The organism is Pseudomonas sp. SORGH_AS_0211 (assembly GCF_031453455.1).
In the GTDB taxonomy this organism is placed as follows: Bacteria; Pseudomonadota; Gammaproteobacteria; order Pseudomonadales; family Pseudomonadaceae; genus Chryseomonas; species Chryseomonas aestiva.
The window spans coordinates 1659163-1672342 of sequence record NZ_JAVIZV010000001.1 but is presented as its reverse complement, the minus strand read 5'-3'; the positions used below and the strand labels follow the sequence as shown (position 1 = coordinate 1672342).

Here is a 13180-nt window from a genome sequence, read left to right as displayed (position 1 = left end):
TTGCAACTGCCGAAGGGCCTAGCTGAGGTCCATGACGGGAACAGCCGCCCTTGCCCGCCCCTGACTCGATCATTCCATTTTGCGGAATGCTGAACTGACCAGAAGACCCATTCCCTCGAAAGCTCGCTGATCCCAAGCTGGTAGCACCTATCGGGACCATTCTCGGCCCGATGCCTGCCAGGAGTCGGATCATGAAGCTCTATCACACCCCGCTGTCCGGTCATGCCCATCGCGCCGTGCTCTTCGCCTCGCTGCTGGGGATCGAGGTCGAGCTGATCGACATCGATATTCCGGGCGGCGCCAATCGCACGCCGGAATTCCTTGCCCTCAATCCCTTCGGCCAGGTGCCGGTGCTGGAGGACGGCGCGACGGTGGTCGCCGATGCCAATGCCATCCTCGTCTACCTGGCGAAAAAGGCCGGTCGTCGCGACTGGCTGCCGGAAGATCCGCTTGGCGCGGCCGCGGTGCAGCGCTGGCTGTCGGTGGCCGCCGGAGAACTGGCCTATGGCCCGGCGGCGGCGCGGCTGATCACGGTGTTCGGCGCCCGTCTGAATCCGGAAGAAGTCATCGCCCGCGCCCATGTCCTGCTCGAACGCCTGGAAGCGCACCTGGCCACGCGAGACTGGCTGGCCGCCGATCATCCGACCATCGCCGACATCGCCCTCTACAGCTACCTGGCCGGAGCGCCGGAAGGCAATGTGGAGCTGGCGCCCTATGCGGCCGTGCGTGCCTTCCTGCAGCGGGTGGAAGCCCTGCCCGGCTTCGTGCCCTTTGCCGAGACCGCGGCCGGCCTCCGGGCCTGATCGCGCCTTCACCCTGCTGGAGGCCAAGGTCATGCACGAGCCCCTACCCACCTGGCACGCCGGGGAAACCTTCATCCAGGAACGGCTGGGCGTCCGCGAACGCCTGGAGGCCCTGGGGCCGCGGGTGATCCGGCCGTTCATGCCCGACCAGCATCGGCAGTTCTTCGCCCAGCTGCCCTTCGTGGTACTGGGCAGCGTGGATGCCGCGGGCGACGCCTGGGCGACGATCCTGGAAGGCCAGCCGGGCTTTCTCGCCTCGCCCACGTCCACCACCCTGGATATCGCCGCCCGCCCGGCCAGCGAGGATCCAGCGGCGTCCGGACTGGGCGCAGGCGCTGCCGTGGGCCTGCTGGGCATCGAGTGGCACACGCGCCGTCGCAATCGCATGAACGGCATCCTCACTCCCGCGGCCCAGGGAGTGCGCGTGACGGTGGACCAGAGCTTTGGCAACTGCCCGCGCTATATCCAGCTGCGTGACCTGAGCTTCGCCCACGAACCGGGCGCAGCGCCGGTCGGGCCCGTGGAGGACCCCGCCGGCCTGGACATGGCAGCCCGTGCGCTGATCGCCGGCGCCGATGCCTTTTTCGTCGCCTCCTACGCCGACCAGCAGGGCCAGCGACGGGTCGATGTCTCGCACCGGGGCGGCAGGCCGGGCTTCGTCCGGGTAGACGCCGAGGGCCTGCTGACCATTCCCGACTTCAACGGCAATCTGTTCTTCAACACCCTGGGCAATGTCGTCGCCAATGGCCGGGCCGGCCTGCTGTTCGCGGACCTTGAGCACGGCGATCTGCTGCAGCTGAGCGGTACCGCCGAGGTGCTGTTCGACTCGCCCGAGATCGGCGCCTTCGAAGGCGCCGAACGCCTCTGGACCTTTCGCCCGCAGCGTATCGTCCGTCGCCGCGGCGCCCTGGCGCTACGCTGGCAGACGCAGCCCGGCGGCGAGTCGGACAGCAGTCGGCTGACCGGCAGCTGGGCGGAGGCCGAGCAGCGCCTGCAGGCCAGGGCCCAGGACCGCCACTGGCGTCCGCTGCGCATCGCCCGGATCGTCCAGGAGAGCGCCACCATCCGCTCTTTCCACCTCGAAGCGGTGGACGGCACAGCCTTGCCCTCCTACCAGGCCGGCCAATTCCTGCCGATCCGGGTGACAGCCGAGGCGGGGCAGCCCTCCCTGGTGCGAACCTATACCCTGACCTCCCTCCCCGCCGACGGCCATTACCGCATCAGCGTCAAGCGCGACGGCCTGGTCTCGCGGCTGCTGCACGACCGGCTGCGCGAAGGTGATCTGATCGAGGCGCGGGCGCCCGCCGGTGACTTCACCCTGGCGACCGCGGCGGAGCGCTCCCTGGTGTTCCTGGCCGCCGGGATCGGTATCACTCCGTTGCTGGCCATGCTGCGCCAGGCGGTCCATCAGGATCGGCGGCCAGTCACGCTGTTCTATGGCGCCCGGACCCCGGCGGAACGGGCTTTCGACAGGGAGCTCGCCGAGCTGATGGCCAGGGCTCCGGAAGCGGTACGGGTGATCAAGGTGCTGAGCGATCCCGCTGCTGCCCTTCCCGGGGTGGACTATGACGTCGCCGGACGCATCGACATGGCGCTGCTGGGTCGCCAGCTGCCCTTCGGTGACTATGACTTCTACCTCTGCGGCCCCGCGGCCTTCATCCAAGGGCTCCATGACGGCCTGCGCGATTTTGGCATCGAGGATGGCCGTATCCATGCCGAAGCCTTCGGTCCGGCCCGCCTGGTGCGCAGCGGTGGGGCGACGGCGGCGACCGTACGGCCTGCCGCAGCCACCGAGGCCGTCCGGGTGCGCTTCGCGGCGTCCGGCCAGGAAGCGCAGTGGACGCCCGCCTCCGGCAGTCTGCTGGAGCTGGCCGAGGCCCAGGGCCTGGAGCCCGCCTTCAGCTGTCGCGAGGGGCACTGTGGCAGCTGTCGTACGGGGCTGCTCCAGGGCGCGGTCACCTATGCCAAGGAACCCGCCACGACGGTCGCCGCCGACCAGGCCCTGCTCTGTTGCGCGCGGCCCGCCGCCGGGTCCGCGCCACTGGAACTCGATCTCTAGGCTGGCCAGCCGGGCCGGGTCGACTACCATGGGCGTCTTGCCGGGCCGCTCCGGCGCCCAGAGGAAGACCCCGCAGATGGATCGTTGCCAGGCGATGCGCGTGTTCGTGAAGGTGGCCGAGACCGAGAGTTTCGCCCGCGCCGCCCGGGATCTGCACCTGAGCGCCCCGGCGGTGACCCGCCTGGTGGCGGGCCTGGAAGCGCTGGTCGGCGCCCGCTTGCTGGTGCGCACCACCCGTTCGGTGAAACCCACCGAGGCCGGTGCGCGCTATCTGCAGGATTGCCGGCGCATCCTCGGCGAGATCGCCGAAGCGGAACTGGCCGCGGCCGGGCACTACGCCAAGCCGGTCGGCACCCTGGCGATCACCGCGCCGCTGCTCCTCGGCCAACTGCACGTATTGCCGCTGGTGCTGGACTACCTCGAGCGTTATCCGGACGTGCGCGCCCGGACCTTCTTCGTCGACAGGCCGGTGAACATCGTCGACGAGGGCATGGACATCGCCCTGCGCATCGGCCATCTGGCCGACTCCGGCCTCACCGCCATCCAGGTCGGCTGCATGCGGCGGGTGGTCTGCGCCGCGCCCAGCTACCTGGCGACCCGTGGCGTCCCAGGGACGCCCGCCGAGCTGCGCGATCACCGCGTCCTGGTGTCCCACAGCGCCTGGTCGTCGCTGGAATGGCGTTTCGCCGGCGGGCAACGGGTGGTGGTCGAGCCTTTGTTGCACAGCAACACCAATGCCGCCGCGATCAGCGCGGCCGAGAGCGGTCTGGGCCTCACCCGCGTGCCGCATTATCAGATCGCCCGGGCGCTGGCGGACGGCGTGCTGCAACTGGTGCTCGAAGACCACGAAGAGGCGCCACTGCCGGTCAATCTGATCTATCCCGAGGGACGCCAGGCGCCGGCCAAGGTCCGGGCGTTCATCGACCTGGCGGTAGCGGGATTGCGGAGCAATCCGCTGTTCAATCCGCGTCAGTGACCGAGGATCGCCTTGGTCTCCAGGTATTCCTCCAGGCCGTGGACGCCATATTCGCGCCCGTTGCCGGAGCCCTTGTAGCCGCCGAAAGGTGCCCAGGGGTTCCAGGCCGGATAGTTGAGATGTATTTGCCCGGCGCGGATGCGGTTAGCCACCGCGGAAACCTGGGCCGGGTCTTGCCCCTGGACGTGGGCACTGAGGCCGTAGCGGCTGTCGTTGGCGAGGGCGATGGCTTCCTCGACGGAACCATAGGGCAGCAGGCAGAGCACCGGCCCGAAGATCTCCTCCTGGGCGATGCGCATGCCGGTGGTGACCGCCGAGAAGACCGTGGGGCGGGCATAGAAGCCGGTGCTGCAGCCGTCCGGTCGCCCCGGTCCGCCGCAGACCAGCCTGGCGCCCTCCGCCAGGCCGCTCTCGATCAGTTCCTGCACCCGGGCGAACTGGGCGCCATTGGCCAGGGGACCATGGGTCGTCGCGGGCGCCAGGGGATCACCGACCACGAGGCTGGCCACGGTGGCCGCCGCCAGGCGCTCCACCTCCGCCAACTGGGCCTGGGGCACCAGCATCCGCGTCGGCGCGCTGCAGGACTGGCCGCTGTTGCGGAAGGCCGCCAGCACGCCCTTGGCCACGGCCGTCTCGAGGTCGGCGTCGGGTAGCAGCAGGTTCGGCGACTTGCCACCCAGCTCCTGGGTCACTCGCTTCACGGTGGTGGCGGCGGCCCGGGCCACCTGCACCCCGGCGCGATTGGAGCCGGTGATGGAAATCATGTCGACCTCGGGATGCTCGGCCAGCGCGGCGCCGACGGTGGGGCCGTCACCGTTGATCAGGTTGAACACCCCGGCCGGTATCCCCGCGTCATGGACCGCCTGGGCGAACAGCAAGGCACTCAATGGCGCCAGTTCACTGGGCTTGAGCACTACCGTGCAGCCGGCGGCCAGCGCCGGCGCGACCTTGGCGGTGATCTGGTACAGCGGCCAGTTCCAGGGGGTGATGAGGGCGCAGACGCCGATGGCTTCGCGGCGGATGCGCAGCGCACCCTCGCTGCGCTCGAAGGCGTAGTCGAGCGCGACCTCGCGCGCGACGCGCAGATGTTCCAGGGCCAGGGGCACCTGCAGGGCGCGCGCCGCGGCCAGGGGCGCGCCCATCTCCCGGGAGATGACCTGGGCGAAGATTTCGCTGCGCTGCGTCAGCAGGCCATGGAGTCGCTCTAGCAGCCGGGCCCGGGCGGCCGGGGTACGACCGGACCAGTCGATGAAGGCCGCGCGGGCGGCCTGTACGGCCCGATCCACCTCGGCGACGCTGCCCAGGGCCACGTCGATCAGGGGACGTTCATTCGCCGGGTTGATCACTCTGACCCGTTCCGGGCCAGCGGCGGGCACCCAGTGGCCGTCGAGATAGAAGTGGCTGGTGGTCCGGGGATCGAGCAGGTCGTGCAGCGTGGCGTCCAACAGCATGGCGGTGTCTCCTGAAGATTGAACGCGACTCAGCCCAGCGCCTGGGTCACCAGGGCGAAGGATCGGACGTTTTCCGACGGTCGTGGCGGCGTGCCCCTGGCCATGCGCGGGGCGCGATCGACGCAGGCCAGGCCGGCGGCTACCAGCCAGTCGGCCAAGCCGCAATCGGCCAGGATGTCGATGCGCACGAATTGACCCTGGGTCGCCTCCAGCAAGGGTGCGATCAGCGCCTTGGCCGCCTCGGCATCCGGCGCTACCACGGGGCCTATCACCAGGCCCCGGCCAAAGCGTCTGAGCAGGGCCAGGCCCTGCAATTCACCCTCCCGCTCCAGCCCCATTACCTGCAGCGCCTCGGGCAGCAGATCATCCAGCACCCGATTGCGCTGGAGACCGCTGGCGGCGTTGGCCAGGGCGATCGCCTGCGGATAGTCGGCCGGCGCCAGACGGCGGCAGCGCAACTCGGAAAGCACTGGCGCGGTGGGCGCATTGGCCAGGCAGCCCTGGTGCTGCTGGATATGGTCGAAGGTCACGAAACCCAGGCTGGCATACAGCGGGGCGCCCGCCTCGGTGGCATTGAGGATGGGCGTGCGCGGCGCCGTGGCGTCCAGGCACAGCTGCATCAAGCGGCGACCGATCCCCTTGCCCTGATGCTCGTCGCTGACGATCACCAGGCCAATGGACGAAAAGTCGCCCTGGTGGCAGGCGAAGGCGATACCCACCCGTTGACTCTCGCGTTCGGCGACGAATCCGTCGGCGGTGCGCTGGACCATGGCCCAATCGGCTTCCCGATGCGGCCAGCGCAGCCGTTGCGACAGCGCGTGGGCGGCCGGCAGGTCCTCGGTGGTGGCGGGGCGATAGCTGTAGGTCGAGGCGTTCATGAGCTCTCCTGGTGGGATGTCCGGGATCAGCAGGCGCGGGCCAGCGCCTCGATCTCGACGAGATAACCATGGTGCAGGTGCGGTACGGGCACCACCGCCCGCGCCGGGCGATGCGCGCCCAGGTACCCGGCATAGAGGCGGTCGAAGGTAGGCCAATGCTCGATACCCACCACGTAGACGGTCACCTTGAGCAGATCCTGCGGTCCGCGCCCGGCGGCGGTCAGGATGGCGCAGAGGTTGTCCAGGGCGATGCGCGCCTGCTCGGCGAAGCTCGCCGCCACGCTGTGACTGCCATCGGGCCGCACCGGCAGCTGCCCGGAGACATGCAGCAGCCCCTGGTAGGCCACCGCCTGGGCGTAATGCCCACCGGGCGGCGCGGCCTCGACGGTCTGGATGAATTCGGGATCAACGGCCATGCAGGCGACTCCAGGCAGTGAGGGCGCCGGCGGCGTCCACGGCGTGATAGTGATCGAACTGGCCACCGGTGGCGCAGGCGTGATTGGGCAGGACGCGCAGGCGACTGCCCACGGGGAAGCGCTGCTCCAGATCGGCGGGCGCCCCTCCCGCGAAGCTGATCATGCCGTGCTCCTGATTGGCGCCGGACAGCAGCGCGCCTTCGAGCCAGGTCCCGTCCAGCTCGCAGACCTGGCCGTAACCGAAATCGCGCCGCTGCCGTTGGGTGCCACGGTCGCGGCTCAGCGCCATCCAGCCGGCATCCACCAGCACCCAGCCCTTTTCCGGCTGGTGGCCGATCACCGTGGTGAGGACACTCAGCGCCAGGTCGTCGGCGCGGCAGATGCCGACGTTGAGCATCACCAGGTCCTGGAAGACATAGACCCCGGCGCGCACCTCGGTGACGCCGGTCAGGTCCAGGGCCGACAGCGCCGTGGGTGTCGAGCCAATACTCACCTGCGGACAGGCGAAGCCCCGGGCCCGTAGCCGCTCGGCCGCCGCCACGCAGAGGGCGCGCTCCTGCTCGGCCAGCGCCTGCAAGGCCGCGGGCTCGTTCAACGCGTAGCTGGAGCCGGCGTGGGTGAGCACGCCCGCGAGAGTCATACCGCCGGCCCGCAGCACCTCGGCGACCTGCAACAGTCTGGGATCGTCGGGCTGCAAGCCGGCGCGATGACCGTCGCAGTCGATCTCCAGCCAGACGTCGAAGGCTTCGGCATGGCGCTGTCCGGCTTCGACGATGGCGCGCGCCCCCGCCAGGCTGTCGGTGAGAATGCCGAGCCGGCAGCCCCGCCGCCGCAGCGCCCGCACCTGCTCCAGCCGCGCCGGGGCGATGGCCACGGCATAGAGCACGTCGGTGATGCCCAGGGCGAAGCAGGCCTCGGCCTCCTGCAGCGTGGAAACGGTCACGCCCTGGGCGCCCGCCTCCAGTTGCCGGCGAATGACCGCCTCGCTCTTGCTGGTCTTCACGTGGGGCCGCAGGCGTACGCCGAGGGCGTCCATGCGTGCTTGCATGAACTGGATGTTGCTGATCATCCGCGCCTCGTCGATGAGCGCGGCGGGGGTATCGAGGGTGAGCAGGGACGGGGTCATGGCGGGGACTCGACCGATGGGCGATGCCTCGACTGTAACCAGCCAGCATGAACCTGTGCTTCAATTCAACTGACTCATTCCTTCAGCTCAGATTAATGATCGCCATCGAAGACCTGCGCCTGATGGTGCTGCTGGCACGTTCCGACTCCTTGAGCGCGGCGGCGCGCGCCCTGAACGTCTCGCCGCCCGCCCTCTCCGCTCGGCTGCGCAGGCTGGAGGCACGCCTGGGCGTGGCCTTGGCCAATCGCGATGCTCGGCGGCTGAGCCTCACGCCCGATGGCGAACGCCTGGCCCGGGAATGCGCCGAGCTGCTCGAGCGCCTGGACGCCCTGCCGGAGGCGTTCATCCGCCACGACCACCCACTGGTGGGTACCCTCCGCCTGGCGGCGCCCTTCGGCTACGGCCGCCAGCGCATCGCCCCGCTGCTGGCACGCTTCGCCAGCCTGCATCCAGGCGTACGCCTGCAACTGGACCTGCGCGAGACGCCCTGGCCCGATCGACACGACAGCGACGCGGTCATCCATATCGGCGCCATCGAGGACAGCTCCTGGATCGCCAAGCCCCTGGCGCACAACGAGCGCTGGCTGTGCGCCAGCCCCGCCTACCTGGCCGAGCACGGCGTGCCCCGGGAGCCGCAGGACCTGCTGCGGCACCGCTGCATCTGCATCCGCGAGAACGACGAAGACGTGACGCTCTGGCAACTCCGCCACGCTCAGGAGCGCCGGACACTGCGCATCGAGCCCGCGCTGCTGACCAACGACGGCAGCGTGGCCCGACGCTGGGCGGAACAGGGTCAGGGCATCGTGCTGCGCTCCGAATGGGACGTGGCCGACGCCATCGCCCGCGGCGCGCTGGTCCGGTTGCTGCTGGACTGGCGTTTCGACCGTGCGCCCATCACCCTGCTGGTCCCCGCGCGCAAGCAGCGCAGCGCCCGGCTCCAGGCGCTGGCCCGCTTCCTCGACCAGGCGGTGAAGGGACTGGAGGCGGGCACCGACGCTCAATAAAGGCAACGCCCGAGCGCCGCCGCAGAAACTGCGGCGAGGCGGTGAGGAACACCGCGGGCAGCGTTCAGGCACCCTGCAATTCGGCATTCGCCACCGTGGCCGCTCCCTAGACTCAGGGGCTGACCTGCCACTGGGAGCGCCACCATGCCACTGCACCCCGATCTGCGAGACCCACGCCTATTCAAGGAATCCGCCTATGTCGGCGGTCACTGGATAGCCGCCGACAACGGCGCCACCTTCGCCGTGGAAAATCCTGCCACCGGCGCCGTCATCGCCCAGGTGGCGGCGTTGGAGGCGGCGGAAACCGCCCGCGCCATCGCCGCCGCGGAGGCGGCCTGGCCGGCCTGGCGCGAACGTCCGGCAGCCGAGCGCGCGGCCCTGCTGGAGCGCTGGCACGCGCTGATGCTGGAGCATCAGGAGGACCTGGCCCTGCTGATGACCCTGGAACAGGGCAAGCCCCTGGCCGAGGCGCGCGGCGAGATCGCCTATGGCGCCAGCTTCGTCAAATGGTTCGCCGAGGAAGCCCGGCGCAGCTTTGGCGACATCCTGCCCGCCCCCGCCCGGGATCGCCGGGTGCTGGTGCTGCGGCAACCGGTGGGGGTCGCCGCCGCCATCACCCCCTGGAATTTCCCCAACGCCATGATCACCCGCAAGGCTGCGCCGGCCCTGGCCGCCGGTTGCCCGGTGGTGATCAAGCCCTCGGACCTCACCCCGCTGTCGGCCCTGGCGCTGGCCGAACTGGCCGAGCGCGCCGGCTTTCCGCCGGGCGTATTCAACGTGCTCACCGGGATGCCTGCCGGCATCGGCGGTGAACTGACCGGCAATCCGGCAGTACGCAAGCTGTCCTTTACCGGCTCCACGCGCATCGGTCAGCTGCTGCTGGCCCAGTGCGCGGCCACGGTGAAGCGCACCAGCATGGAGCTAGGCGGCAATGCGCCCTTCATCGTCTTCGACGACGCCGATCTGGACCTGGCCATCGCCGGGGTGCTGCAGAGCAAATTCCGCAACGCCGGCCAGACCTGCGTCTGCGCCAACCGCATCCTGGTGCAGGACGGCATCCACGACCGCTTCGCCGAGCGGCTGGCTGCCGAGGTGGCCAGATTCAAGGTGGGCAACGGCCTGGACGCCGGCGTGACCCTGGGTCCGCTGATCAATCGCCTGGCGGTGGACAAGGTGGCGCGCCATGTCGACGACGCCCTGACCCAGGGCGCCAAGGCCCTGTACGGCGGACCGCCCAGCGGCCGCGACCAGTTCGTCGCGCCCACGGTGCTCACCGGGGCCACGGCGGACATGCTGCTGGCCCGCGAGGAGACCTTTGGCCCGGTGGCACCGCTGTTCCGCTTCCGCGACGAAGCCGAGGCCCTGGCGCTGGCCAATGCCACGCCCTACGGCCTGGGCGCCTACTACTACACCCAGGACCTGCGCCGCGCCTGGCGCGTCGGCGAACAGCTGGAATTCGGCATGGTGGCGCTCAACACCGGCACCCTGTCGATGGAGGTCGCGCCCTTTGGCGGCGTGAAGCAATCCGGCCTGGGCCGCGAGGGCTCGCACCTGGGGCTGGACGAGTACCTGGAGGTCAAGGCCTGGCACCTTGGCGGGCTCGACTGAAACCCAAGGCGGCAGGCAACCGAAAATGCCGCCGCCCCCAAGCAAAACAGCCGATCACGATGCCGGGGCCGGCAACTTCAGCGTTACCGACCCTGCGGCCTGCGTAGGCTGGAACTCTCGCCCCTGCCTGGAGTATCGCTGCATGAATTCCGCTGCCAAAGCCACCGACCGCCTGCTGGGTCTTCGCGAACAAGGCGTTCCCCGCGGCATCATTACCGCCCATCCCGTCGTGGTGGCCCGCGCCCAGGGCAGCGAAGTCTGGGATGTGGACGGTCGTCGCTACCTCGATTTCGTCGGCGGCATCGGCGTGCTCAACGTCGGTCACAATCACCCACGGGTGGTGGAGGCCGTGCGTCGCCAGGTCGGCGAGATCTCCCACGCCAGCTTCCAGGTGATGGCCTACGAGCCCTACCTGGAGCTGGCCAGCCGTCTCAATACCCTCATCGGCAACGGCGAAGCCTACAAGACGCTGCTGCTGACCTCCGGCGCCGAAGCCGTGGAGAATGCCATCAAGATCGCCCGCGCCCACACCCGGCGCCCCGGGGTGATCGCCTTTCGCGGCGGCTTCCATGGCCGCACCCTGCTCGGCGTGACCCTCACCGGCTTCGCCCAGCCCTACAAGCAGAACTTCGGGCCTTTCCCCGGTGACATCTACCACGCGCCCTACCCCGATGCCTTCCGCGGGGTGGACAGCCAGCAGGCCCTGGCCGGTCTGCGCGAAGTCTTCGCCACCCAGATCGCACCCGATCAGGTGGCCGCCCTCCTGATCGAACCGGTGCAGGGCGACGGCGGCTTCCGCCCGGCGCCGGTGGAATTCCTCCAGGCGCTGCGCGCCCTCTGCGACCAGCACGGCATCGTGCTGATCGCCGACGAGATCCAGACCGGCTTCGGCCGGACCGGCAGCCTCTTCGCCTTCCAGCAGACCGGCGTCCAGCCCGACCTGGTGACGGTGGCCAAGAGCCTGGCCGGTGGCCTGCCGCTCTCCGGGGTGGTCGGTCGCGCCGCCATCATGGACGCGCCCCTGCCCGGCGGCCTCGGCGGTACCTATGGCGGCAACGCCCTGGCCTGCGCCGCGGCCCTGGCGGTACTGGACGTCTTCGCGGAAGAGGATCTGGTCGCCCGCGGCATCGCCCTCGGCGAGCAGCTGCGCAGCGGTCTGCTCGAGCTGCAGCGGCGGCATCCACGCATCGGCGAGGTGCGTGGCCGTGGCTTCATGCTGGCGGTGGAAATGGTCGGCACCGATGGCCACAGTCCGGACGCCGCCCTCGCCCAGCAGGTCATCGACGGTGCTCGCCAGGCGGGCCTGCTGGTGATCAAGTGCGGTGTCGAACGCAATGTCATCCGCTTCCTGGCACCGCTGGTGACCACCGAGGCACAACTGGCCGAAGCCTTGCACATGTTCGGCCAAGCCCTCGCCCAGGCCGCTGCCTGAGAAGCTGTCCACGATCTCGCGAGCTAGCGTCAAACAAGGCGAAAAAGCCTGAGAAAGCGCAGTTTACAAGCGGTAAATGAGCATTTCGAAAGCTTTTTCAACGCAGTTTGGCCGACGCGCAGCAGGTCGTGAATGGCTTCTGAGGTCGAACGTAACGCCGCTCCGGCACGACCGGCGCGGCGCCAAGGGGAAACCGACCATGAGAATCACGCGCTACCAGGCCATAGGCTTTTCCTGCTACGGCACCCTCGTCGACCGCGAAGGGGGCATCCTCGAAGCCCTGCGCCCCCTTGTGGCGCAGGCGGGCCTCAGCACCCACCCCGACTGGCTGCTCGGCAGCTATCACCGCCTGGCCCGCGAGCTGCGCCAGGCCGCGCCCAACGCCAGCCAGACCAGCCTGCACCTGCGTATCCACCAGCGGCTGGCGCAAGAGTTGCAGCAGCCAGACGATCTGGATGCCAGCGTGGCCTTTGGAAACGCCACGACGTGCTGGCCGGTGTTCGAGGATGCGCCGGGCGCGCTGCAGTACCTGAGCAAGTTCTATCGATTGGTGTTGCTGGCCTCGCCCGATGACGGCGACGCCGCGGCGGTCACGGCACGCTTGCCCGAGGTGTTCGCCGCCGTGATCCCCAACCGCGGTGGCGATCTGCGCCTGGCGCTGGACAACACCCTGGAAGAGCTGGGCTTGGCGCGTGGGGATCTGCTGCCGGTAAGGGGCAGCGAACCGGACGACCCCTGGAACCCCCTGGTGGATTTTCCGCTGTGTACCTTGCGCCGTGATCGCTCGCGGCCCTGGAACCTTTCACGGCAGGCCCTGGATGGCACGCGGTGCGAGTACGCGAGTCTCGCCGACCTGGTGCATGCGCATCAGACCGCCCTGCGTGCCTAGCCTGACGTTCACGACTGCGAGGAACGACGATGGACGCCGCAACAAAACTGGACCGCATCGACATCAACATCCTGGTGCAACTGCAGAAGGATGGCCGGATGACCAATGTCAGTCTCGCCGAAGCCGTGGGCCTCTCGCCCAGCCCCTGCCTGCAGCGCGTCAAGCGCCTGGAGGCGGCCGGCTACATCAGCGGCTACGAAGCCCATGTCAACCTCGCCAAGATCGCCAACTCGGTGACGGTCTTCACCGAGGTCACCCTCTCCGACCACAAGCGCGCCGACTTCGTGAAGTTCGAGTCCTTCATCCGCGGTGTCGACGAGATCCTCGAATGCCACCTCATCAGCGGCGGCTACGACTACCTGCTGCGTTTCATGTGCAGCAGCATCGGCCACTACCAGGAGCTGATGGAATCCATCCTCGACCGCAACGTCGGCATCGAGAAGTACTTCAGCTACATCGTCATCAAGTCGCCGGTGGTCAAGAACGCCCTGCCGCTGCGCAGCCTGATCAAGGCGGGCTGATCACCCTCGCCGCGACG

At 69.2% G+C, this 13180-nt stretch carries 12 protein-coding genes; 8 read left to right on the top strand and 4 right to left on the bottom strand.

Annotated elements, in window-relative coordinates; genetic code table 11:
* The first annotated feature begins 191 nt into the window (after positions 1-191).
* The 3 genes from QE393_RS07795 to QE393_RS07785 all read left to right on the top strand — a co-directional run bounded on the left by QE393_RS07795 (position 192) and on the right by QE393_RS07785 (position 3838).
* Positions 192-803, top strand: coding sequence for a glutathione S-transferase family protein (locus tag QE393_RS07795; protein WP_273807422.1), 612 nt, complete (start codon positions 192-194; stop codon positions 801-803).
* A gap of 31 nt (positions 804-834) precedes the next feature.
* Complete coding sequence (locus QE393_RS07790) at positions 835-2862, top strand: pyridoxamine 5'-phosphate oxidase family protein (RefSeq protein ID WP_310042857.1); 2028 nt, start codon at positions 835-837, stop codon at positions 2860-2862.
* Positions 2863-2938: 76 nt separating this feature from the next.
* Complete coding sequence (locus QE393_RS07785; RefSeq protein WP_310042855.1) at positions 2939-3838, top strand: LysR family transcriptional regulator; 900 nt, start codon at positions 2939-2941, stop codon at positions 3836-3838.
* Here the strand turns inward: QE393_RS07785 and QE393_RS07780 are convergent.
* Genes QE393_RS07780 through QE393_RS07765 form a run of 4 tightly spaced genes read right to left on the bottom strand, consistent with a single transcriptional unit; the run spans position 3832 to position 7709 of the window.
* Positions 3832-5289 (bottom strand): aldehyde dehydrogenase family protein, encoded by a 1458-nt coding sequence (locus QE393_RS07780; protein ID WP_310042853.1) that lies wholly within the window; start codon positions 5287-5289, stop codon positions 3832-3834. The genes QE393_RS07785 and QE393_RS07780 overlap by 7 nt on opposite strands.
* Positions 5290-5318: 29 nt before the next feature.
* Complete coding sequence (locus QE393_RS07775) at positions 5319-6167, bottom strand: GNAT family N-acetyltransferase (protein ID WP_310042850.1); 849 nt, start codon at positions 6165-6167, stop codon at positions 5319-5321.
* 26 nt (positions 6168-6193) lie between these two features.
* Positions 6194-6583 (bottom strand): RidA family protein, encoded by a 390-nt coding sequence (locus tag QE393_RS07770; RefSeq protein ID WP_310042848.1) that lies wholly within the window; start codon positions 6581-6583, stop codon positions 6194-6196.
* Positions 6573-7709 (bottom strand): DSD1 family PLP-dependent enzyme, encoded by a 1137-nt coding sequence (locus tag QE393_RS07765; RefSeq protein ID WP_310042845.1) that lies wholly within the window; start codon positions 7707-7709, stop codon positions 6573-6575. Before QE393_RS07765 ends, QE393_RS07770 begins: the two co-directional genes overlap by 11 nt.
* Positions 7710-7804: 95 nt before the next feature.
* Here QE393_RS07765 and QE393_RS07760 point away from each other — a divergent pair, with 95 nt between their 5' ends.
* From QE393_RS07760 to QE393_RS07740, 5 genes are all read left to right on the top strand, one after another.
* A complete protein-coding gene (locus tag QE393_RS07760; protein ID WP_310042842.1) occupies positions 7805-8713 on the top strand; it encodes a LysR family transcriptional regulator in 909 nt (302 codons plus the stop codon).
* 144 nt (positions 8714-8857) lie between these two features.
* The gene (locus QE393_RS07755; protein ID WP_310042838.1) at positions 8858-10321 is read left to right on the top strand and encodes an NAD-dependent succinate-semialdehyde dehydrogenase; all 1464 of its coding nucleotides are present in this window, start codon (positions 8858-8860) and stop codon (positions 10319-10321) included.
* Positions 10322-10463: 142 nt separating this feature from the next.
* A complete protein-coding gene (gene gabT, locus QE393_RS07750; protein ID WP_273807430.1) occupies positions 10464-11753 on the top strand; it encodes a 4-aminobutyrate--2-oxoglutarate transaminase in 1290 nt (429 codons plus the stop codon).
* Between the two features lie 199 nt (positions 11754-11952).
* The gene (locus tag QE393_RS07745; RefSeq protein ID WP_310042837.1) at positions 11953-12642 is read left to right on the top strand and encodes a hypothetical protein; all 690 of its coding nucleotides are present in this window, start codon (positions 11953-11955) and stop codon (positions 12640-12642) included.
* Between the two features lie 29 nt (positions 12643-12671).
* Complete coding sequence (locus tag QE393_RS07740; protein ID WP_007161776.1) at positions 12672-13163, top strand: Lrp/AsnC family transcriptional regulator; 492 nt, start codon at positions 12672-12674, stop codon at positions 13161-13163.
* The last annotated feature ends 17 nt before the right edge of the window (positions 13164-13180 follow it).